Annotated in this window: 22 protein-coding genes; 12 read left to right on the forward strand and 10 right to left on the reverse strand. The window is 74.2% G+C overall.

All coding sequences use genetic code 11. The annotated features are described in order from the left end of the window. Window positions 1–7 precede the first annotated feature (7 nt). From ACH414_RS01470 to ACH414_RS01505, 8 genes are all read left to right on the forward strand, one after another. On the forward strand, window positions 8–1615 hold the full coding sequence (locus ACH414_RS01470; protein ID WP_398940529.1) for an ABC transporter substrate-binding protein: 1608 nt from the start codon (window positions 8–10) through the stop codon (window positions 1613–1615). Next, a complete protein-coding gene (locus ACH414_RS01475) occupies window positions 1612–2604 on the forward strand; it encodes an ABC transporter permease (RefSeq protein WP_386561837.1) in 993 nt (330 codons plus the stop codon). The genes ACH414_RS01470 and ACH414_RS01475 overlap by 4 nt, the downstream gene beginning before the upstream one ends. Further along, on the forward strand, window positions 2597–3433 hold the full coding sequence (locus tag ACH414_RS01480) for an ABC transporter permease (protein ID WP_398940530.1): 837 nt from the start codon (window positions 2597–2599) through the stop codon (window positions 3431–3433). The genes ACH414_RS01475 and ACH414_RS01480 overlap by 8 nt, the downstream gene beginning before the upstream one ends. After that, window positions 3430–4452: an ABC transporter ATP-binding protein gene (locus ACH414_RS01485; RefSeq protein ID WP_382534315.1), complete on the forward strand. Its 1023-nt coding sequence runs from the start codon at window positions 3430–3432 to the stop codon at window positions 4450–4452. The genes ACH414_RS01480 and ACH414_RS01485 overlap by 4 nt, the downstream gene beginning before the upstream one ends. Further along, window positions 4445–5128 (forward strand): ABC transporter ATP-binding protein, encoded by a 684-nt coding sequence (locus tag ACH414_RS01490; RefSeq protein WP_382534317.1) that lies wholly within the window; start codon window positions 4445–4447, stop codon window positions 5126–5128. The genes ACH414_RS01485 and ACH414_RS01490 overlap by 8 nt, the downstream gene beginning before the upstream one ends. Further along, window positions 5125–5778, forward strand: a complete 654-nt coding sequence (locus ACH414_RS01495) for a hypothetical protein (RefSeq protein WP_386561844.1) — start codon at window positions 5125–5127, stop codon at window positions 5776–5778. The genes ACH414_RS01490 and ACH414_RS01495 overlap by 4 nt, the downstream gene beginning before the upstream one ends. 150 nt (window positions 5779–5928) lie before the next feature. After that, the gene (locus ACH414_RS01500) at window positions 5929–6123 is read left to right on the forward strand and encodes a hypothetical protein (protein WP_382534321.1); all 195 of its coding nucleotides are present in this window, start codon (window positions 5929–5931) and stop codon (window positions 6121–6123) included. Between the two features lie 129 nt (window positions 6124–6252). Beyond that, window positions 6253–7845: a hypothetical protein gene (locus ACH414_RS01505; protein ID WP_398940531.1), complete on the forward strand. Its 1593-nt coding sequence runs from the start codon at window positions 6253–6255 to the stop codon at window positions 7843–7845. A 74-nt stretch (window positions 7846–7919) separates the two neighbouring features. Here ACH414_RS01505 and ACH414_RS01510 read toward each other — a convergent pair whose 3' ends face one another. From ACH414_RS01510 to ACH414_RS01535, 6 genes are all read right to left on the reverse strand, one after another. Beyond that, window positions 7920–8714, reverse strand: coding sequence for a VOC family protein (locus tag ACH414_RS01510; RefSeq protein WP_382534325.1), 795 nt, complete (start codon window positions 8712–8714; stop codon window positions 7920–7922). 112 nt (window positions 8715–8826) lie between these two features. After that, window positions 8827–9681: a DUF6585 family protein gene (locus ACH414_RS01515; protein ID WP_382534327.1), complete on the reverse strand. Its 855-nt coding sequence runs from the start codon at window positions 9679–9681 to the stop codon at window positions 8827–8829. A gap of 90 nt (window positions 9682–9771) precedes the next feature. Then, window positions 9772–10293 (reverse strand): NUDIX hydrolase, encoded by a 522-nt coding sequence (locus tag ACH414_RS01520; protein WP_386561924.1) that lies wholly within the window; start codon window positions 10291–10293, stop codon window positions 9772–9774. Window positions 10294–10307: 14 nt separating this feature from the next. After that, window positions 10308–11423, reverse strand: a complete 1116-nt coding sequence (locus tag ACH414_RS01525; protein WP_398940532.1) for a hypothetical protein — start codon at window positions 11421–11423, stop codon at window positions 10308–10310. 139 nt (window positions 11424–11562) lie between these two features. Further along, entirely contained in the window at window positions 11563–12936 is a 1374-nt protein-coding gene (locus tag ACH414_RS01530) for a rhodanese-like domain-containing protein (RefSeq protein ID WP_398940533.1), read from the reverse strand. 30 nt (window positions 12937–12966) lie between these two features. Beyond that, the gene (locus ACH414_RS01535; protein WP_398940534.1) at window positions 12967–14061 is read right to left on the reverse strand and encodes a sulfite oxidase; all 1095 of its coding nucleotides are present in this window, start codon (window positions 14059–14061) and stop codon (window positions 12967–12969) included. A 339-nt stretch (window positions 14062–14400) separates the two neighbouring features. Here ACH414_RS01535 and ACH414_RS01540 point away from each other — a divergent pair, with 339 nt between their 5' ends. Together ACH414_RS01540 and ACH414_RS01545 are read left to right on the forward strand one after the other, a co-directional pair. Then, window positions 14401–14985 carry a Type-2Aa cytolytic delta-endotoxin gene (locus ACH414_RS01540; RefSeq protein WP_382534337.1) on the forward strand — a complete coding sequence of 195 codons (585 nt, stop codon included), beginning with the start codon at window positions 14401–14403 and terminating at the stop codon, window positions 14983–14985. Window positions 14986–15103: 118 nt separating this feature from the next. After that, window positions 15104–16270: an alpha-hydroxy-acid oxidizing protein gene (locus tag ACH414_RS01545; RefSeq protein ID WP_398940535.1), complete on the forward strand. Its 1167-nt coding sequence runs from the start codon at window positions 15104–15106 to the stop codon at window positions 16268–16270. A 19-nt stretch (window positions 16271–16289) separates the two neighbouring features. On the opposite strand, the gene ACH414_RS01550 is transcribed toward ACH414_RS01545, so the two are convergent. Continuing rightward, window positions 16290–17183 (reverse strand): NAD(P)-dependent oxidoreductase, encoded by an 894-nt coding sequence (locus ACH414_RS01550; RefSeq protein WP_386561935.1) that lies wholly within the window; start codon window positions 17181–17183, stop codon window positions 16290–16292. A gap of 66 nt (window positions 17184–17249) precedes the next feature. Between ACH414_RS01550 and ACH414_RS01555 the strand changes: the two genes are divergently transcribed. Then, entirely contained in the window at window positions 17250–17600 is a 351-nt protein-coding gene (locus ACH414_RS01555) for a winged helix-turn-helix transcriptional regulator (protein WP_382534343.1), read from the forward strand. 130 nt (window positions 17601–17730) lie between these two features. Here the strand turns inward: ACH414_RS01555 and ACH414_RS01560 are convergent, their stop codons facing one another. The 3 genes from ACH414_RS01560 to ACH414_RS01570 form a co-directional block, all read right to left on the reverse strand. After that, the gene (locus ACH414_RS01560; protein ID WP_382534344.1) at window positions 17731–18156 is read right to left on the reverse strand and encodes a DUF6114 domain-containing protein; all 426 of its coding nucleotides are present in this window, start codon (window positions 18154–18156) and stop codon (window positions 17731–17733) included. 2 nt (window positions 18157–18158) lie between these two features. Continuing rightward, entirely contained in the window at window positions 18159–18812 is a 654-nt protein-coding gene (locus tag ACH414_RS01565; RefSeq protein WP_382534346.1) for a DUF6230 family protein, read from the reverse strand. A gap of 178 nt (window positions 18813–18990) precedes the next feature. Then, window positions 18991–19680, reverse strand: coding sequence for a TetR/AcrR family transcriptional regulator (locus ACH414_RS01570; RefSeq protein ID WP_382534348.1), 690 nt, complete (start codon window positions 19678–19680; stop codon window positions 18991–18993). A gap of 448 nt (window positions 19681–20128) precedes the next feature. Here ACH414_RS01570 and ACH414_RS01575 point away from each other — a divergent pair, with 448 nt between their 5' ends. Then, on the forward strand, window positions 20129–20788 hold the full coding sequence (locus ACH414_RS01575) for a Tat pathway signal sequence domain protein (protein WP_398940536.1): 660 nt from the start codon (window positions 20129–20131) through the stop codon (window positions 20786–20788). Window positions 20789–20799 lie beyond the last annotated feature (11 nt).

Genomic DNA, 20799 nt, shown 5'->3' on the forward strand with positions numbered 1-20799 from the left:
GGACGTCATGACCGCCCGATCCATACGCGGCGCGGCCGCCGCGACGCTGGCCGGAACCCTGGCCCTCACCGCGGCGGCCTGCTCGACCCCCGGCGGCGCCGCGGGCTCCGGCGGCCCCGGGGATTCCGCGGTCGTCGGCATCGCCTACGAGCCCGAGTCGCTCAGCCCCCTCCTCGGCTACGGCAAGGACGGCAACTCCAAGATCTTCGACGGCCTGCTCGCCTTCGACGCCGACATGAAGCTGCGACCCGCCCTCGCCACCGCCCTCCCGAAGATCAGCGCGGACGGACTGACCTACAGCTACGAGCTGCGCAAGGGCGTGAAGTTCAGCGACGGCCGGCCGTTCACCGCCAAGGACGTCGTCTTCACCTACCGCACCGTCCTCGACCCGAAGACCAACAACGCCTCCAGGACCGAGCTCGACGCCCTCAGGGACGTACGCGCCGAAGGCGACCACCGCGTCGTCTTCACCCTCAAGTACCCCTACGCGCCCTTCGCCCAGCGCACCGTCCTCGCCATCGCCCCCGAGCACATCGCGGGCCACCAGGACGTCAACACCGGCCCCTTCACGACCCGGCCCGTCGGCACCGGACCGTACGTCCTCACCGGCTGGTCCAAGGGCGAGAAGCTCACCTTCCGGGCCAACCCCGACTACTGGGGCGGCGCACCGGCCGTGAAGAAGTTCACCATGGCGATCATCAAGGACGACGACGTCCGCGCCACCCGCCTGCGCGCCGGCGACCTCGACGGCGCCATCCTCCCGCCGGCCCTGGCCGCCGGCTTCGCGCACGACAAGGGCCGCAAGACCCACGCGGCCAGGACCTACGACTACCGCACCGTCACCCTGCCGACCCACCACCCGGTCACCGGCGACACCGCCGTCCGCCGCGCCCTCGACATCGCCGTCGACCGCCAGGCCATGGTCGACCGGATCCTCGAAGGCGCCGGCAAGCCCGCCTACGGCCCCGTCCCCACCGACAGCCCCTGGTTCGCCAAGGGCACCGAGCGCCGCCACGACCTCGCCGGCGCCCGGAAGATCCTCGACGAGGCCGGCTGGAAGCCCGGCCCCGACGGCGTCCGCGTCAGGAACGGCGTCCGCGCCTCCTTCCCGCTGTGGTACCTCACCGGCGACAAACTCCGCCAGGACCACGCCCTCGCCTACGCCTCCGACGCCAAGAAGGCCGGCATCGAGATCAAGGCCCAGGCCGGTACCTGGGAGGTCATCGAACCCCGCATGAAGACCGACGCCGTCCTCGCCGGCGGCGGCTCGCCCGGCGACCCCGACTTCGACCAGTACCTGCTGCTCACCTCCTCCCTCGCCGGCGACGGCTTCAACAACATGGCCTGGTACTCCGACAAGACCGTCGACAAGGCCCTGGAGGACGGCCGCCGCACCAACGACCCGGCCGCCCGCCGCGCCGCCTACGACACCGTCCAGCGCGCCCTGGTGAAGAACCCCGGCTACACCTTCCTCACCCACATCGACCACCTCTACGTGGTGAACGACCGCTGGGACACGCCCTCCGGCGGGCTCACCACCCAGGTCGAGCCGCACGACCACGGCCTCGCCTCCGGGCCCTGGTGGAACGTCGAGAGCTGGAAGCCGAAGCGGTGAGCCGCCGCCTCCCCTGGGGGGCCCTGGCCCGGATGACGGGACGGCGCGCCCTGGCCGCCGTCCCGGTCCTGCTCGGCGTCACCCTGGCCGTCTTCGCCGTCGCCGACGCCTCCCCCTTCGACCCCGTCAAGGCCTACGCCGGCACCGCCGGACTCACCGCCTCACAGGAGAACCTCGACCAGCTGCGCGCCAACCTGGGCGTCGACCGGCCCCTGCTCACCCGCTGGTGGGAGTGGCTCACCGGCGCCGTCAGCGGCGACCTCGGCCAGTCCACCGTGATGCGCCAGCCCGTCGCCGACGTCATCGCCGAACGCCTCGGCTGGTCCGTGCTGCTCGCCGCCACCGCCTTCCTCGTCGCCGTCACCCTCGGCACCGCCCTCGGCGTGCTCGCCGGGCGCCGCAGGGGCGGCCTGGTCGACCGGGCGGTGAGCTCCGCCGCGTACACCCTGGAAGCGGCCCCCGCCTTCTGGCTCGGCCTGCTCGCCATCTGGTTCTTCGCCCTCAGGCTCGGCGCGCTGCCCGCCGGCGGACTCACCGACACCGCGAGCGACACCGTCACCGCCGGCCAGGTCGCGACCCACCTCGTGCTGCCCGCCCTCGTCCTGGGCGTCTCCCAACTGCCCTGGTTCTTCCTCTACGTGCGGCAGGGCGTCGGCGACGCCCTGGAGGAGGACCCGGTGCGCGGCGCCCGCGCCCGCGGCCTCGCCGAACGGACCGTCCTCACCGGCCACGCCCTGCGCTCGGGCATGCTGCCCATGCTCACCCTGATCGGCTCCCGCGTCCCCGAACTCATCACCGGAGCCCTCCTGGTGGAGACCGTCTTCAGCTGGCCCGGCATCGCCGCCGCCACCGTCCAGGCCGCCGTCTCCGTCGACTTCCCGCTGCTCGCCGCGCTCACCGTGCTCGCCACCGCCGCCGTCCTGCTCGGCAACCTGCTCTCCGACCTGCTGTACGGACTCGCCGACCCGAGGGTGGGCTTCGATGGCTGACCCCCACACCCGGCGCCTCCGGCTCTGGAGCTCCGCCCTCGTCGCCGGCACCCTGGGCCTCGCCGTCCTCCTCGTCCCGCCCCTCGTCCACCTCGACGAACAGGCCGTCGACCTGGGGCAGAAGCTGCTGCCGCCGTCCTGGGACCACCCCTTCGGCACCGACGACCTCGGCCGCGACCTGCTGCTGCGCTGCGTCTACGGCCTGCGCATCTCCCTCCTCGTCGGCCTGGTCGCCGCCCTCGTCGCCACCGTCATCGGGACGGCGGTCGGCGCCGCCGCGGGCGCGCTCGGCGGCCGGTTCGACCGCTTCGTGATGCGGATCGTCGACGCCTTCTCCTCCGTGCCGCACCTGCTCCTCGGCATCTTCGTCGTGGCCATGTTCCGGCCCGGGCTCTGGCCCGTGATCGTCTCCGTGGCCCTCACCCACTGGCTCTCCACGGCCCGGATCGTGCGCTCCGAGGTCCTGTCGCTGCGCACGCGGCCCTTCGTGGACGCCGCGGTCTCGGGCGGCTCCTCCCGCCTGCGCGTCACCGTCCGCCACCTGCTGCCCGCGGTCCTGCCCCAGGCCGGACTCGCCGCCGTCCTGATGGTCCCGCACGCCATGTGGCACGAGTCGGCGCTCTCCTTCCTCGGCCTCGGCCTGCCCAGCCACCAGGCCAGCCTCGGCAACCTCGTGCAGACCGCGCGCTCCTCGCTCCTGGCCGGCGCCTGGTGGCCCACCCTCTTCCCCGGCCTGCTGCTCATCGTGCCCACCCTCGCCCTCGCCGGCCTCGCCGGGATCTGGCGCGACCGGCTCAACCCGCGCCGGCGATCGGAGCTGATGCTGTGAACGAGCAGATCGTGCGCGCCCTCCAGGCCGTCACCGCCGAGCGCGCCGGCGACGCCGTCCTCAGCGTCCGCGGCCTCTCCGTCCGCTTCCGCCTGCGGGGCGGCCGCAGCGTCGCCGCCGTCACCGGCGCCGACTTCGACCTGGCGGCGGGGGAGTGCCTCGCCCTCGTCGGCGAGAGCGGCTGCGGCAAGTCCGTCCTCGCCTCCGCCCTGCTCGGTCTCCTGCCGGGCAACGCCGAGACCTCGGGCAGCGCCCTGCTGACCGGAGCCGGTCCGGGGTCCGGCGAGGCCGCCCTGGAGCTGCTCGCCGCCGACGAGCGCACCCTCGCCCGCACCGTACGGGGACGGCGCGTCGGGCTCGTCCCGCAGAGCCCCGCCGCCCACCTCACGGCGGTGCGCACCGTACGGGACCACCTGGAGGAGACCGTGCGCGCGCTCACGAACACCCCTCGGCGCGGGCGGCGGGCCGCGGCCGAGGCCGCCGCGGAACGGGCCGCGTTCCCCGCCGGGCACCTCGACCGCTACCCGCACGAGCTCTCCGGCGGCCTCGCCCAGCGGGCGGCCACCGCGCTCGCCCTCATCGGCGACGCACCGCTGCTGCTCGCCGACGAGCCCACCACCGGACTCGACCGGGAGCTCGTCGACCGCACCGCCGACGAGCTGCGCCGGCACGTCGACGAGGGCAAGGCCCTGCTGCTCATCACCCACGACCTGGCGGCGGCCCGGCGGGTCGCCGACCGGGTCGCCGTGATGTACGCCGGGCGGATCGTGGAGATCGCCCCCGCCGCCCGCTTCTTCGGCAGCCCCGGCCCGCGCCACCCCTACGCCCGCGGACTGCTCGACGCCCTGCCCGAGCGGGAGTTCACCCCGATCCCGGGACTGCCGCCCGAACTGTCCGACCTGCCGCCGGGCTGTGCCTTCGCCCCGCGCTGCCCCCGGGCCGACGAGGCCTGTGCCGTCCGGCCGACGTTCCTGGCGGGCACGGCCTGCCACCACCCCTGGGGGTCCGAGCGTGCTTGAACTCCGTTCCGTCACCGCCGGGTACGAGCGCCGCAAGCCGGTCTTCCGGGACGCCTCGCTCACCGTGGCCCCCGGCGAGGCCGTCGGCCTGCTCGGCCCCAGCGGCTGCGGCAAGTCCACCCTCGCCCGGGTCGCCGCCCTGCTGCACCGCCCCGACGCCGGACACGTCGGCCTCGACGGCACCGAGGTCCGGGCCTGGCGCCACCGCGCGCCGCGCGAGCTGCGCACCGCGATCGGGGTGGTCTTCCAGCAGCCGCGCCTGGCCGCCGACCCGAGGCTCCGGCTCGCCGACCTGATCGCCGAGCCGCTGCGGGCCACCGGCCGGCGCGGCCTGGTCGCCGAACGCCTCGCGGCCCTCGCCCCGGCCGTCGGTCTCACCGCCGACCTGCTCGGCCGCCGCCCGCACGAGGTCAGCGACGGGCAGCTCCAGCGCGCCTGCCTGGCCCGCGCCCTGGTGCTGCGGCCGCGCTGGCTGGTCTGCGACGAGATGACCGCCATGCTCGACGCCTCGACGACCGCCGCCCTCGTCGGCGCGGTGGAGTCCTACCGGGCCGAGACCGGTGCGGGCCTGCTCGCGGTCGGGCACGACCGGGTGCTCCTGGAGCGCTGGTGCGACCGGACGGTGGAGTGGGCCGGCTGCCTGGGCGGGGGAGACCCGCGGGAGAATGCGGCATGACCCGCACCAGCCCCTGGACGCCGCTGCCCGACGCGCACCCGCTCGGCGGCCTGCGCCCCGTCCTCGACGCGGGTGACGCGGTCCTCGGCCATGAGCCGGGGGGCGGTTACGAGGACCGCTGCTGGGTGCTGCACACGATCCACGACGAGCACGGCCGGCGGCTGCGCTGGCGCGAGGTGCTCGCGGGTGCGGGGCGGCGCCTGGAGGACTGGCCGAAGACCCCCTCGTATCTGCTCTTCCAGGGCATCGAGGGACGGCAGGACCACGAGGGCCCCTCGGACGGCGAGATCGACCGCGCGTGCCTGGTGCGCCTCGTGGCCCTGCTCGCCCGGCACGGCGCCGACGGGCCGGACACCCCGTGCTACGCGGCCCAGGCGCCCATAGAGGACCTCGGCGCGCCGGTCGCGGCCCGCGCGGGACGCCTCGCCGACGCGCCCGCCCACCACGACCGCTGCTCGGGCCGGAGCGGCGGGGGTTGGCTGCAGTTCCCGGCCAACTGGTGGGCGGTGGACGGCTCCTGGTTCGTGCTGACGGACTGGGACCTGTGCGCCACCGAGGTGTTCGGCAGCGCCGCGCTGATCGCCTCGCTCCTCGCCGACGAGGAGCTGGAGGCGGTGCGCCACCCGAGCATCGCCGAGACCTGGGGATAGGGCGCGCCCCGGGAAAGCGGCGTCCAGGAACGGTCCGCTCCGGAACGTCACCCGGATGGCCGCGCCGCCGTACCGCCGTCCGGATCGTCCGGTCCGCCACACTGTCGGCCGAACGCCGCAATTCCGGTGCGGCGGGAGGAGGGTTGGGCGATGGCCGTTTCCGTATCCGTGGTGCTGCTCCTGCTGATTCTTGCCGTGATCTTCCTCCGCAGTGGAGGTCTGAAGTTCTCCCACGCGCTGGTCTGCGCGCTGCTCGGCTTCTTCCTCGCGAGCACGAGCATGGCGCCCACGATCCAGAACGGGGTCGCCGCCACCGCCAACGTGGTGTCCAGCCTGAAGCCCTGACCGCGTCCCGGCGGAACGTTTCATGATCGTGAAGTGCGCGTGAAACGGCGCGCATTTCCATGTACATCTCAAGCACTCGGGCCTACCGTCGCGGCCGGCGCGACCTACGTACGTACCCGAGGAGCCGCATTGACCACCCGACCTCCCGGTCGGCGAGCCCGCGCAGTCGCGCTGATCGCCGCCGTGAGCGCGACCGCGCTCGCCCTCGCCACGCCCGTCGCCCTCGCCGACGAGATACCGCTCGCCCCCGGGCACCGGCTCGTCACGCACTACGAGGGCGCGCCCGCCACCGCCCGGCCCGTCCCCGCCGAGGCCCCGCCCCAGCACCCGTACCTCGCCCCCAACGGCCGCAGCGGCATGCACGCCGACGCCGCCGGCAGCGGCACCCACCCCTGGTCCGGGCCGCTCGGCCGCGACCCCCGGGTCGACAGCGAGAAGATCGCCGCCCTCGGCGGCGAGTGCGCCACGGTCACCTTCGACGCCGGCGGCCGGCTCGTCACCGTCTGCGGCACCTTCAACGGCTTCCTGCTCAAGCTGCTCGACCCGCGCGGCCTGGACACCCTCGCCGAGTACCAGCTGCCGCAGCGCTCCTCCACCGTCGAGGCCATCACCCGCCTCGACTTCGAGAAGATCTTCAAGGACACCTCGGGCGGCGCCTACTTCTACCTCGACAACCGCGACCGGGTCGTCCTCGCCGACTCCCGCCAGCACATCCAGCGCATCGCGCACCGTCAGAAGGCGGACGGCGGCTGGGAGTTCGTCGTCGAGGACGACTGGGACCTGACCTCCCTCGTCCCGCACGACTGCGTCAGCTGGACCCGTCTCTTCCCCAGCGGCGTCTGCGACCCCGTCACCTCCGTGATGCCCGACTGGAACGGGCGCATCTGGTGGGTGACCCGGCTCGGCCGGGTCGGCACCCTCGACCCCGCCACCGGCGTCCCGCGCGCGATCCGGCTGGACGGCGAGGAGATCCAGAACTCCTTCTCCGTCGCCGAGGACGGCGTCTCCATCGTCTCCGACCACGCCCTCTACAGCTTCCGGGCCGACGCCGACGGCACCCCGCGCGTCCAGTGGCGCCAGACCTACGACCGGGGCACCGGCACCAAGCCCGGCTCCGTCAACCAGGGCTCCGGCACCACGCCCGACCTGTTCGGGCTGAACGGCGCGAAGTACGTGGCCATCACCGACAACGCCGACGACCGGATGAACGTCCTCGTCTACCGGCGCGGCACCGACGTGGCCGCGGCCGACCGGCTCGTCTGCAAGGTCCCGGTCTTCGGCCCGGGCGCCTCCACCACCGACAACTCCCTGATCAGCTGGGGCAACAGCCTCGTCGTCGAGAACAACTACGGCTACGAGAACGTCACCACGCTCAGCTTCGGCCGCAGTGTCGTCGGCGGCGCCGCCCGCGTCGACGTCCGGGCCGACGGCAGCGGCTGCGACACCGTGTGGGAGAGCGACGTCCGCTCGCCGTCCACCGTGCCCAAGCTCTCCACCGCCAACGGCCTGCTCTACTTCTACGAGAAGCGACCCCACGTCCTCGGCATCGACGCCTGGTACCTGACGGCCGTCGACTTCCGCACCGGCGAGCGCGCCTGGTCGCGCCTCACCGGCACCGGCGTCGCCTACGACAACAACTGGGCGCCGATCACCATCGGCCCGGACGGCACCGCGTACGTCGGGGTCTTCAACGGCATCGTCGCCGTCCGCGACGGCGCCTGAGGGGCGAAACGCACGGTGCCCGGGACCGCGCGGTCCCGGGCACCTCCGCTCCCGCGCCGACCCGCGGGGAGCCCTCAGACCATCTCGGGCATCTCGCCGACCGTGGTCTTCACGTCGATCACCGCGAACGCCGCGCCCTGCGGGTCGAGGACGGCCGCGAACCGGCCGAAGGGGCTGTCCATGGGGCCGAAGACCTTGCGCCCGCCGGCCCGCTCGGCCGCCTCGACGGCCTTGTCGCAGTTGTCGACGGCGAAGTAGATCTGGATGTACGAGGGGATCTCCGGCGGGAAGTCGTCCGAGCTCATCACCATCCGGCCCAGGACGGGCCCGGCGCCCAGGTCGAAGACCCGGTAGTCCATGTGCTCGTCCATGATCTTCTTCGAGCCGTAGCCGAAGACCTCGGTGAAGAAGGCGTCGGAACGCTCCGGCTCGCGGGTGAAGACCTCCGCCCACACATAGCTGCCCGACTCGCCCTCCAGCTCGAAGCCCTCGTGGGCCCCGGCCTGCCAGACGCCGAAGGCGACGCCCGCCGGGTCCTGCGCCAGGCACATCGAACCGAAGTCGCCCACCTTCATCGGCTCCATCAGCAGCGTGCCGCCCGCGGCCCTGATCTTCTCCGCCGTCGCCGCCACGTCCGGCGAGGCGAAGTACAGACACCAGGCCGACTTCGGCTCGTCCTGGCCCGGCATCGGCGGGACGACCGCGGCGACCGCCTTTCCGTTGCGATAGGCCTGGGTGTAGTTCCCGAACTCCGAGGCGGACTCGCCGAAGGTCCAGCCGAGCACGTCCTCGTAGAACGACTTCGCACCCTCGATGTCCGTGAACATCGCGTCGGTCCAGACCGGCGCGCCTTCAGGTCGTGAGGCCATGACGCTGACTCTCTTCCGATCGATGACGTGTGTACGGCCACGCTAACCAGGGACGCCGCACCCCGCTCGGTGACGTACGGTGACCGCACCTCGGATCCTGCCCCGTCCTCCGTCACCGACGGTGTTCGCGGGCGGTCGGGAGCAGCTCCCTGACCAGCGCCCAGAACACCGGGAAGTCGGGGATCTCCTTGGACTCCCGCGCCCAGCGACCGCCCCCGGCGGTCCGCACCACGACCAGACCGTCCCCGCGCAGCTCGCAGCGCCGCACCCGGTCCCAGGGCGCCGCCCCGGACGGCAGCGTGATGCCCCGGGCGTCCAGCGCCACCTCGCCGAACGCCACGCTCCCGCCCTCCTCCAGGGCCGCCACCGCCACGGGGAGCGCGCGCCGCACGGTCTCGTCCAGGAGGATCTGGGCCAGCTCGCGGATCTGCGAGTCGGCGGGCGCCGGCACCGTCTCCTCGTTGACGAAGCCGCGCACGGTCACCGCGCGCCGCCCGCCGGTCAGCAGGCGGTACGAGTAGTGCGTCCCCGTGTAGCCCCCGTGGACGTAGGTGCGGGTGACGTCCTGGTGCATCGCCGTCACCGCTCCCCAGGGCACCGCCCGCGCCCGCCCGTCCTCACCGGGGCACAGCAGGCCCCGCTCGTACAGGTACAGGTACTCGCCGGGCCGCAGCGACGCGCTCGGTGCCCTGCCGTGCCGCCACAGCAGCTGTCCGATCAGCCCGAACGGCACCGCGAGCAGCACGATCCCGGCCCAGGGCGCCACCGACCGCGTCGCCAGCACCGGAAGCCCGAGCGTCGCCACCCCGAGCAGCAGCAGCGCGGAGGGCGGTACGCCACGGCGCCGCTCGCCCTCGGAGTGGTGCGCCCGGAACCCCCGCAGATACATCCCGAGCCCGGCCTCACGCGCGACCCGCGTGTCGCCCTCGCCCGGCGGCGGCACCGTCACCCGGTCACCCGTCCCCACAGCGACACCCCCTCCCCCTCCCGGCATGATGTCAGGGGCGCCCCGGCCGTGCCAGATCGTCCGCCACCATCCGCCGAAAGCCCGGGCGGCTCAGCGCGGCACCATGCCGTAGCGGTGGAACGGCCCGTCCGGGATGGGGAGTTCGGGGCGCCACAGCTTCAGGACCTGGGCCGAGGGGACGAAGAGGGCGTCGGGCAGCCGGTCGGGGGCGGTCCACTCCCAGCGTTCGATCTTGTCGGGCTCGGCGACGGCCGGGGTGCCCGTGTGGGCGCGGACGACCGTCGCGGCGGTCAGCCGGGTCAGTTCCGTGGAGGTGTGGGTGTCGAGGATGAGGCCGATCACCTGGGCGTCGGCCTCGGCCGCCACCAGCGTGGTCTCCTCGGCCAGTTCACGGACCGCCGCCTGCTCGATCGACTCGCCCGGGTCGACCTTGCCCCCGGGCAGCTCCCAGACGCCCGAGCGGTGCAGGCCGAGCAGGACCCGCCCGGCGGCGTCGGTGACCACCACCCCCGCGCCGAGGGAGGCCTGCGCGGGCGGCGGCTGGGTGTTGCGGTGGGCGGCGGTCATGGACTCTCCTCGGGCCGGGTCGGTGCTGGTCACAGCCGACACCATGGCACGGACGGTCCTCAGAGGACCGCGATGCCCAACGGGCGCGAACCGGCCGCGAGCCGGCGGGTGGAGCCGTCGGTGAGGTCGACGACCGTCAGACCGTCCCAGAAGCCGTCGCGGGTGAAGCCGCCCGTGACATAGGCGGTGCGGCCGTCGGCCGAGACGGCGACGTCCTCGTGCGGTCCGTCCAGCGGGTGGACGCGCTCGGTGCCGTCGGGCGCGCGGACCGTGAGCGAGGGGCCGCGGTCGGCGGCGGGGTCGATCGGGCCCGTGCCGACCGCGAGGAGCGTGCCGTCGGGGGCGACCGCCACCCCGTGCTGGTGGGTGTTCGCCGTCATCGGCTCGACCTCGGAGCGGCCGGTGCGCGGGTCGAGCACGACGAGCCGCTCGCCCTCGAACGGCAGCAACAGGCGCCCGTCGGACGGGCGCACGGCGGCGTAGTGCGGCTTCAGCCAGGAGCCGAGCCCGCCCTCCGTGCCGTACGGGGCCACCTCGATCCGGCGCGGGCGCAGGGTGTCGGCGCGGACCACCGTCACGTCGAAGGAGTCGTGGCCGGTCGCGTACACCTCCGCGCCGTCGCGCGAGACGTCCACGTCGAACGGGCGCCGCCCGACCGGCACGGTCTCCGTGACCTTCAGGGCCGCCGTGTCGATCACCTCCAGGGTGCCGTTCCCGCCGGGCACGTTGACGCCGACGTACGCCCGGCGCCCGTCCGGCGCCAGCGCGATGCCCATGCCGCCGCCCCGGTACTCGCCGGTGGTCACCGGGCCGGTGGGCGTGCGGTACGGGATGAGGGCGAGGCGCGTGCGGGTCCCCGTGTCCACGACGGCCACGCCCTCGGCGGTGGCCACCCAGGCCCGGCCGTCCCCGCCGACCGCGAGCCCGTACGGCGCGGTGCCGACCCGCACCGAGGAGAGCGGTCCGCGCGCCGGGTCCACGAAGGTGACCGTGTCCGCGCCGAAGTCGGCGAGGAGCAGCGTGCCCGCCGGGGCGGACGCGGAGGCCGGGGCGGGGGCGGGGGCGGGGGAGCGGGAGGGCGAGGCCGCGCGGGCGGGTTCCGTGCCGCTCTGCGCGCAGCCCGCCAGCAGGGCGAGGGCGGCGGCCAGTCCGGCGAGGGGGCGGGGACGGTTCATCGGCGGGACTCCTGGGGCGCGGGTGGCGGACGGGACGGCGGGACGGCGGGGCGGCGGGATGGCCGCGTGATCCGTCGGCGGCGGGCGTCGGCGGGGCCGTCCCTTCTCCCATGCTCGGGCCGGTACCGGGCCCGTCGGGTCATCCGATCGGCTGACCCGGCGGGATCCGAAGGTCCCCCACTCCGCCGCTGGTCACGGCCCGCACCGCCAGGCCCGCCCGGTCCAGCAGGCTCGCCGCGATGGTCGCCCGCCGGCCGCTGCCGCACACCGTCCAGATCTCCCGGTCCCGGGGCAACTCCGCCACCCGCCGCGGCAGTTCGCGCAGCGGGATGTGCCGCGTGCCGGGGATCCCGCCCTCCGGGCGCTCCGGCCGCACGTCGAGCACCCGCACCTCGGCGAGCCGGGCGGAGAGCTCGGCGGCGTCGGCCGTGGGAAAGGAGCGCAGGGCCCGCCCGGCCCGCCCCCAGGCGTCGGCCCCGCCCGCGAGCACACCGACGACCTTCTCGTACCCGATCCGCAGCAGCTGGACCAGCGCCTCCTCCGCCGCCTCGTCCGCCGGCTCGGGCAGGACGAGCACCAGCCGGGTGCCGAAGGGCACGACCTCCGCGACCAGGCCCGCGAAGCGCTCGTCCAGTTCCTCGCAGAGCGAGCCCGGCAGATGGCCCGCGGCGAAGCTCCGGCGGTCACGCGCGTCCACGACCTGCGCGCCGTCCCCGACCAGACCGGCCACCACCGCCGGGGAGAGCGAGCGCGGCACGGGCGGACCGCCGAGCACGGCGGGCCCGGAGCGGTTGATCGGCGCCATGTGGCGGTAGTACGCGGGATACGGCGGCAGGCCGACGGCCCGCTGGGCCAGGTACTCGGCCTCGTCGCGCGGGGCGAGCGCCGGGTTGCCGCGCCGCTCGGCCCCGACCGTCGTCGTGCGGTCCCGCTCGCGCGGCACCTGCGCCGAGGCGCAGGAGCTGCCCGCGCCGTGCGTCGGCAGCACCCGGGTGGCGTCCGGCAGCAGCGCGAGCCGCCGCAGCGAGCGGTACTGGGCGCGGGCCAGCTCCTCGGCGTGCGCCTGCCCCGACAGATCGGTGCGGCCGGCGCTGCCGACGAGCAGGCTGCCGCCGGTGAACACGGCCGCCGGCGGGCGGCCGGCGCCGTCGAGGACGAGGTAGGAGGTGTGCTCGGCGGTGTGGCCCGGGGTCTCCATCGCCCGCACGGTGACATCGCCGACGGTGATCTCGTCGTCCTCGGCCAGCGGCAGATGGGCGAAGGCGTAGGGGGCGCGGGCCGGTCCGGCCACGGTGGCCCCGGTCGCCGCGCGCACCTCCAGGGCGCCGGAGACGTAGTCGTTGTGGACGTGGGTCTCCAGGGCGTAGCGGATCCGCACGCCCCGACGGGCGCAGGACTCCATCAGTGCCCAGCTGTCGCGCTGCGGGTCCACGAGCGCGGCCTCGTCGCCGCTGACGAGCAGATAGCTGTTGTCGCCGAGCGAGTCGGCGGTCGTGATCTCGATCTCGTGCATGGCGCCACCGCCTCCGTCCGCCGGCCGTCCTCACACGACGACCACGTCCACCGACGCCACGGGGTTGCAGCCGTAGCCGCGGGCGTTCCACGGCGCCCGCTCCGGCTGGACGGCGCCGTGCGCGTCGGTGGCCCGGGCGAGCACCCGGTAGCGGCCGGGGGCGTTCGGCGTCCACCGGCAGGACCAGCCCGTCCACGCGTACGGCCCCGAGGGCTCGGTCAGCTCCGCGTCCCGCCACGCCGCCGACGCTCCGTCCGGCTCGTCCTCGGGCACGGTCCGCACCTCCACCCGCCGCACCGGCACGCCGTCGCCGGACCAGGCGCTGCCCCGCACCAGCGTCTCCCGGCCGCGCCGCAGGTCCTCGTCCGGTTCCGGCGCGGTGATCAGCGACTTGACCCGCAGCCCGGCGACCGGCTCCCGGGAGCGGCCGTCCGCGTCGACGTACACGTACTCCTCGGCCTGGAACACCCCGGCGAAGGGCTCCGTCACGGCCCGCGCCCCGACCAGCCACTTCACGTCCGCGACCGCGTACCGCCCGGGGACCACCAGGCGCACCGGTGCGCCGTGCTCGGGGGTGAGCGGGGCGCCGTCGAGGCGGGTGGCGAGGAGGGTGTCGGGGTGGAGGGCGACGGCGATCGGCAGGCTGCGTTCGAAGGCCGTGCGGCGCCCGCGCACCGTGCCGGAGTCGGCGCCGGAGAACACGAACTCGACGGCCGCCGCGTCGATCCCGGCCCGCTCGGCGACCAGCCGGAACGGCACGCCCGCGAAGCGCCCGCAGCCGACCGCCCGCTGCCCCCAGGGCAGTCCGGGTGGCCGGGGTGTCATCAGCGCGCGCCCGTTGCCCGCGCACTCCAGGACCACGTCGAGCTCGGTGTGCGGGAGGCCGAGCAGCTCGGCGTACCCGAGGGAGCACGGCCGCCGCACCGCTCCGTCGATCCGCAGCCGCCATCCCCCGGGCGTGAGGTCCGGCACGCCGAAGTGGTCGCGGACGAAGAGGGCGCCGGCGGGGGTGACCGGTGCGGTCAGGGCGGCCGACGGCGTCTGGGCGTTGTACGGGTCGGTGGTCACCGTCTCGGGCGACCAGGCGGTGGCGCCCGGCCCGCGGGGGATCACGGAGGGGCACATGGTCCTTCCAGGCTACGCGGAAATCCGGACCGATTCCCATGAAGGTATTGACTTCGGACGAAGAGGGAGGAAACTCGTCAATACACCGGATAACCGGAGAGAGCCGCACCCGCCGACGGAGACGTCCGAAGGCCCGCGTGACCCTGATCTCGGCTCTGGCCAGGCCCCCGGCAGACCCTGTCGGTGACGGACGATCGGCGACGACCGATCACCCGGGCACCGAAGAGAGTCGCCGGGGACTGTCATGTCCGGACCGAGGGCCGGACCCTCCTCCTCCGCCGGGCCCTCGCTGCGTCATACTGACCCCTCCTTGATCAACAGAATGTTTAAGGAGGACCCTTGGCCGCCAGTTTCAAGACGGTCATCGAGGTGGGCCCCGCCCACCTCGACCAGGCGCGGGCACTCGCCCGCGCCTTCCAGGAGGCCATCGCCCCCGCCACCGTCAACTACGACTTCGACCACATCCGCGACGCCGCCGCCGCGATCCCCGACAGCAGCATCGTGAAGATGGTCCGCGGCTGGGGACTCCAGGAGCACGCCCCCGTCCTCGTGATGGTGCTCTCCCTCAAGGAGGCCGTTCGCCAGGCCCTGCCGCCCGAGTCCGCGGAGGCCTCCTTCTGGGCCACCGTCGAACGCGAACTCGTCGACGCCTTCACCGGCCTCGCCGCGCAGGAGGGCCTGCCGGGACTCTCGTACTACGAGGAGGGCGCCGACCGCACCCGCTACTACCGGGACCTCTTCTTCGCCCTCCAGGACGAGGAGACGGGCGGTCACATGTACGCCCTCGCCTTCTGCATCGACGTCACCATCGGCCTCGACAAGGCGCGCGTCGGCGCCCTGGAGATGACCGACGCCGTCCCCTTCGCGCTCCGGCTGAACGCGATCGTCGTGCGCCAGGAACTCGCGCGGGCGCTCACCGCCTGATCCCCTCGCGCCCGCCCTCCCCACGTCACGGCCCGCCGTCCCGGGCCATGGCCCCGGGCCCGAACCGGGCGGTAGCGTCGCCGCACAGCGGTTGACCGGCGGAAGGACGAGGCACGCGATGACCCAGCGGTTCGGCGACTACCAGAACGAGATCTACCTCAACGGGCTCTTCGGCACCCTGCCGAAACTGCCCATGACCTTCGCCGAGCTCGAAGAGCGGGCCCGCGCCGCACTCCCGCCGTCCGTCTGGTCGTACGTCGCCGGAGGCGCCGGCGACGAACACACCCAGCGCGCCAACGCCGAGGCCTTCCACCGCTGGGGCCTGGTGCCCCGGATGATGGTCGGCGCCGCCCACCGCGACCTCACCGTCGACCTGTTCGGCCTGCGGCTGCCCACCCCGCTGCTCATGGCGCCCGTCGGCGTCATAGGCCTGTGCGCCCAGGACGGACACGGTGACCTCGCCACCGCCCGGGCCGCCGCCCGCACCGGCGTCCCGATGATCGCGTCCACCCTGAGCGCCGCCCCCATGGAGCAGGTCGCCGCCGAACTCGGCGACACCCCGGGCTTCTTCCAGCTCTACACCCCGACCGACCGCGCCCTCGCCGAGAGCCTGGTGCACCGCGCCGAGGCGGCCGGCTTCCGCGGGATCGTCGTCACCCTCGACACCTGGATCACCGGCTGGCGCCCCCGCGACCTCGCCACCGCCAACTTCCCGCAGCTGCGCGGCCACGCGCTCGCCAACTACACCTACGACCCGGTCTTCCGCGCCCGGCTCGCCAAGCCGCCGGAGGAGGACCCGCAGGCCGCCGTCCTGGAGTGGACCGGCGTCTTCGGCAACCCGCTCACCTGGGACGACCTGCCCTGGCTGCGCTCCCTCACCAGCCTCCCCCTGATCCTCAAGGGCATCTGCCACCCCGAGGACGTCCGCCGGGCCAGGGACGGCGGCGTGGACGGCGTCTACTGCTCCAACCACGGCGGGCGCCAGGCCAACGGCGGCCTGCCCGCCCTCGACGCCCTCCCGGACGTGGTGGCCGCCGCCGACGGACTGCCCGTGCTCTTCGACTCGGGCGTCCGCAGCGGCACCGACGCCGTCAAGGCCCTCGCCCTGGGCGCCACCGCCGTCGCCGTCGGCCGCCCGTACGCCTACGGTCTCGCCCTCGACGGCACCGACGGCATCGTCCACGTCCTGCGCTCCCTGCTGGCCGAGGCCGACCTCGTCATGGCCGTCGACGGCTACCCCACCCTCGCCGACCTGCGGGCCGAGGGAGCACTGCGCCGGGTGTGACCGCGCCGGGCGGAGGAGCTCAGCGGCCGCCCCGGCCGAGGACCTCCGCGAGGCGGGAGAAGCCGTCCGCGCCGTGACCGAGCCCCACGGTCCGGCGCGCCAGGCCCTCGGCGGCACGCATCACGCCCGCCTCGATGCCATGGGCCTCCGAGGTGTGCACGATGTGGCCCATCGACGCCACCGCCGAGGTCAGCGGATTGCCCTCGCCGGAGTAGCCGCCGCTCTCCACGTCCTCGGCCCACTCCTGGAAGAGCGGCGGCAGGATCGCGCCGATCCCCTGCGCGAACGGGGCCAGTTCGCGCGGCGACACGCCCTCCGCCGACGCCAGCGCCAGCGCGTGCACGTACCCGGCCATCGAGGTCCAGAAGATGTCGAGCAGCGCGATGTCGTACGCGGCGGCGCGGCCGACGTCCTCGCCGAGGTGGGTGTGGGTGCCGCCCAGCGCGTCGAGCACCGGCCGGTGCGCGCGGTAGACCTCCTCGGGGCCGCTGTGCAGGAACACCGCGTGCGGCGTGCCGATGGTGGGGGTCGGGGTCATGATGGCACCGTCGAGGTAGCGGATGCCGTGCTCCCCGGCCCACCGCCCGGTGTCCCGGGCCCGCTCCGGGGTGTCGGCGCTCAGGTTCACCAGGGTGCGGCCCCCCAGCGCGGCGGTGACGGGCCCGCGGCGCAGCACGGCGTCCGAGGCGTCGTAGTCGACCAGGCAGACGACCGTCAGCGGGCTCGCGGCGACCGCCGCCTCGGCGCTCGCCGCTCCGGCCGCCCCCCGCTCGACGAGCTCGCGGTCCCGGCCCGGGGTGCGGTTCCACACGGTGGTCCGCACCCCGGCGGACAGGAAGGCGCCGGCGAGCGCGCGGCCCATGGGGCCGAGGCCGATCACGGTGACGGCGGGGGAGACGGGGGAAGAGGACATGGCGGAACTCCCTTGGTGCATGAGGTAAGAAGAGGGAAGGGAAACCAGGCGGAGGAGGACGAGGCGATGACACGCAGCCGGGCCCGGGAGACGGATGTCTGCGGAGTGACCGCCGCCGTCGCCGTGATCGACGGCAAGTGGAAGACCCTGCTGCTGTGGCTGCTCGAATCCGGCCCGCACCGGCCCGGCGAGCTGCGCCGGAAGATCCCCGCGATCAGCGAGAAGGTGCTGACGCAGGCGCTGCGGGAGATGGCGACGGACGGTCTCGTCCACCGGGAGGTGTACGACGTGGTGCCGCCGAAGACCGTCTACTCGCTGACCGACTTCGGCCGCGAGCTCGCCGAGGCGCTGGCTCCGCTCTCTGACTGGGGCCATCGCCGACTGGACCGGCTCGCCGGGGAGCGGGCCGCGTCCTGAGGGTTCGTCGTCCTCCTTCGCCTGGTGGTGGCCGGTCTTCCGGCCGCCACCAGGTTCTCCCGGGCGCCGTGCGGGCGACAAGTACCCACAAAAAAGTGGGTGAGGGGCCCGGCTTGGCCGGGCCCCTGTCCTACGCGTGCCGCTTCCGCCAGCGGCGGCGGCGCGGCCGGTCGGGCAGCCAGCCGAAGGCCAGGGAGCTGCCGACGACGCCGAGGAGCATGCCGACGAAGAAGCCGCCGAGGTTGGACGTGACCCAGCTCGCCAGTGAGGCGAGCACCCCGATCACCGAATAGAACAGGCGCTGGCGGGGGTTGAGGACGATGAGGATTCCGCAGACCACCATCAGGATCGGCAGCACATAGCCGGCCAGGCTGTCGGCTCCGGCCGCGAGGACCACGGAGACGCTCGCCCGCTGGGTCACCAGGATCTCCGCGCCGCCCAGGGCCACGGCGAGGCCGGCGCCGAACGGTCTGCGGTGCCGCCAGCGCCGGAAGGTCCGCCACGGGTGGCGCCGGCCGGCCGCCGGCGGGGCCTCGGTCCCCGCGTCGGGTGCCACGCTCAGCAGCCCTTCGAGCTGAAGCCCATGTGAAGGTCGGGCAGGGTGAACCGGGTCGCGGTCGTGGCGTAGTTGTTCTGCCGCACCTTCTGGATGCTGACCTTCTCGGCCTGCTGGCCGAAGGAGCCCAGCGGGCCCTTGATCGGGGGCTTGTCGTAGGTGCTGGCGTCCCGGCCGATCTCGATGTCCTCGAACTCGGCGAGCTTGGCGGCCATGTCCGTGGAGTCGGTGGTCAGCCCGGCGGCCTTGACCGGAGTGCCCTTGTCGCCCGCGGTGATCACCAGGTACGTGCCGCCGAGCTCCACGCTCTGGCACAGGTTGGTGAGCTTCGCCTCGCGGAAGGCGGTGACGATCACCAGCACCTGGCCGCCGGTGTCGCCCTCGTTGGGGCTGCCCTCGGCCATGGTGTCGAGCGCGCCGAACTGCCCGAAGCCCGAGCCCTCCAGGGAGTCGGCGGTCACGACGAACGGCATGCCGGAGATGGCGAACTGGGCGGCGAGGGCGCCCGAGGCCGTCAGGCCCACCAGGGCCCCGGCCATCAGGAACGCGGGTATGCCCATCGCGGCGGCGCGGCGGTAGCGCACCCCGCCGCGTCTGTCCGCGCCGGGCGGCTCGGGCGGGGAGTCGGGGTCGGTGGTGCCTTCGGACAGGGCCATGCGGTGCTCCTGACATGAGTGAGAAACAGAGCGCGGCTACGTCCTGGCGCGGACGGTTCCCCGACCCGCCTGGGTCTTCCCGGACTCGTGCGGAGGCAGCCTGCCGCAGGGAACCGATCGGACCGTACGCCGGGTTATACATGCCGTCAACTACCCGGTAACAAAAGGGTGTTGATGATCAACCGACGGCGGAGGCGGAGCGGGCGAAGGGCGTCACGACGACGTGCACCAGCACGTCGAGGAGCTCCGGCAGCTCGTCGAACCTGCCCTCGTCGACCGCCCGGTGCACCGCCGCGTGGACGGCGCCCACCACCGTGTCCACCAGCTCGGCCCGGCCGACCCGGGACGGGCCCGGCGGGGCGTCCGCGAAGAACCGGCGAAAACTGGCCAGAAGTTCGGACCGCGCCCGGCGCCCCGCGGGTCCCACCGACTCGATCTCGACCACCATCGTGGCGAAGGCGGGGGTCTGGGCGAGCAGGCTGAGCAGGACCCGCAGCCCGGCCCGTACCGCGGTGGGCCAGGAAGCGGCGCCACCGGCCTCCTCGTACGCCCGCTGCATGGCCCGTACCACCGTCTGCGTGCCACCCCGGTACGCCGCGATCATCGCGTCCTCCTTGCCGGAGAACAGCTCGTAGAAGACCGGTCGGGTCACCCCGGCGGCCCGGCAGATGTCGCTGATCCGGGCGCCCGCGTAGCCGTTGGCCGCGACCGTGCGGGCCACCCCGTCGAGGAGCCGCTCGCGCTGGCGCGAGGCCACCTGCTCGGGGCTGAGCCGGCGCGGGCCGGGCCGCAGCGAACGCTCGGGCTCGCGGCCCGTACGGGCCCCCGGCAGGACCAGTTCCTCCTCGGCACCGCGAGCGCTCGTCATCGGCCACTTCCTCCGGCGGTTGTTGACGTCAGGGACGCGACAGGATTACAACCCTCGTGGGTTTTCCTCTCGGTGTTCCGGGCGGACCGCTGGAGTCGCACCCCGGTGGGACGGGTTGCGCCGCCGCCGCGGGCCGCACACCGAGTATTACGCTCCACCCCGTATCGCGACACCGCTGTCGGAGATCCGTGGCGCCGGATCGTTCCGGCGGTGGCCGTCGCCCAGCAAGGCCTGTCCGTGCAGGCCTGTCCGCGTCACCGCCGTGTCACCGCGTCCCCGAACGCTCCGGCGCGCCGTTCCCGTCGGCCGTACCCGGTGCGCGATCCCCGCACGGCGCGCCCCTCGACCGTCCCCGTGGGCCCGCATGTCCCCATGTGCGCCCACCCACGCAGCCCGTCGAGTTCCCTCACCTTCTCTCACCCTCCGCCATCGTGCGAAAGGAACCCCCATGGACAAGCGTGCCCTCAGTGCTGCCTTAGGCGCCGCCGTCGCCGCCGTGCTCGCGGTGACCGCCTCCGCCTCCGCGACCGCCGCGGCCGGCGCGGTCCTCACCACCACGAGCGGTACCGCCGTCGCGTCCGGTGACACCCTCTCGGCCTCCCTCGCCTCCGGGACCAAGGCCAGAATCGCCACCACGCCGGGCGGCAGCACCGGCATCACCTGCAGCACCTCCGCGTTCACCGCCACCGCGAACACCAACCCGGCGGCCCCCGGCACCGCGACCGAGACGGTCACCGCCCACACGCTCAGCACCTGCACCACCAACATCACCGGCGCCACCGGTGTCCAGAGCATCACCGTCAACAACCTGCCGTTCGCGGCGGCCGTCACCTCCGGCGGCCCGCTGACGGTCTCCGCGGGCAGTGCGGGCCCGATCCAGACCACCCTGAAGATCAACACGATCCTGGGTCTGACCACCTGCGTCTACCGGGCCGGCAGCCTGACCGCCACGCCCTCCAACGCCGACAACTCGCTCACCTTCACCGACCAGTTGTTCACCAAGTACAGCGGTCCCAGCACCTGTCCCGGCAGCGGCTACTTCACCGCCAAGTACGGTCCGGTGCTCGACGTCACCCAGGCCGGCAGCCCGGCCGTGATCGTGAACTGACCCAAAGGCGA

The sequence above is a fragment of the Streptomyces sp. NPDC020422 genome, from assembly GCF_044386705.1.
Taxonomy (GTDB): domain Bacteria; phylum Actinomycetota; class Actinomycetes; order Streptomycetales; family Streptomycetaceae; genus Streptomyces.

Coding starts and splice junctions, on each gene's coding strand:
- ACH414_RS01535 (WP_398940534.1), bottom strand. CDS start 14,061: ATGTGCCCCTCCGTGATCCCCCGCGGGCCGGGCGCCACCGCCTGGTCG.
- ACH414_RS01565 (WP_382534346.1), bottom strand. CDS start 18,812: ATGGCCCTGTCCGAAGGCACCACCGACCCCGACTCCCCGCCCGAGCCG.
- ACH414_RS01510 (WP_382534325.1), bottom strand. CDS start 8,714: ATGGCCTCACGACCTGAAGGCGCGCCGGTCTGGACCGACGCGATGTTC.
- ACH414_RS01530 (WP_398940533.1), bottom strand. CDS start 12,936: ATGCACGAGATCGAGATCACGACCGCCGACTCGCTCGGCGACAACAGC.
- ACH414_RS01525 (WP_398940532.1), bottom strand. CDS start 11,423: ATGAACCGTCCCCGCCCCCTCGCCGGACTGGCCGCCGCCCTCGCCCTG.
- ACH414_RS01520 (WP_386561924.1), bottom strand. CDS start 10,293: ATGGTGTCGGCTGTGACCAGCACCGACCCGGCCCGAGGAGAGTCCATG.
- ACH414_RS01480 (WP_398940530.1), top strand. CDS start 2,597: ATGGCTGACCCCCACACCCGGCGCCTCCGGCTCTGGAGCTCCGCCCTC.
- ACH414_RS01545 (WP_398940535.1), top strand. CDS start 15,104: ATGACCCAGCGGTTCGGCGACTACCAGAACGAGATCTACCTCAACGGG.
- ACH414_RS01500 (WP_382534321.1), top strand. CDS start 5,929: ATGGCCGTTTCCGTATCCGTGGTGCTGCTCCTGCTGATTCTTGCCGTG.
- ACH414_RS01555 (WP_382534343.1), top strand. CDS start 17,250: ATGACACGCAGCCGGGCCCGGGAGACGGATGTCTGCGGAGTGACCGCC.
- ACH414_RS01470 (WP_398940529.1), top strand. CDS start 8: ATGACCGCCCGATCCATACGCGGCGCGGCCGCCGCGACGCTGGCCGGA.
- ACH414_RS01575 (WP_398940536.1), top strand. CDS start 20,129: ATGGACAAGCGTGCCCTCAGTGCTGCCTTAGGCGCCGCCGTCGCCGCC.
- ACH414_RS01495 (WP_386561844.1), top strand. CDS start 5,125: ATGACCCGCACCAGCCCCTGGACGCCGCTGCCCGACGCGCACCCGCTC.
- ACH414_RS01570 (WP_382534348.1), bottom strand. CDS start 19,680: ATGACGAGCGCTCGCGGTGCCGAGGAGGAACTGGTCCTGCCGGGGGCC.
- ACH414_RS01550 (WP_386561935.1), bottom strand. CDS start 17,183: ATGTCCTCTTCCCCCGTCTCCCCCGCCGTCACCGTGATCGGCCTCGGC.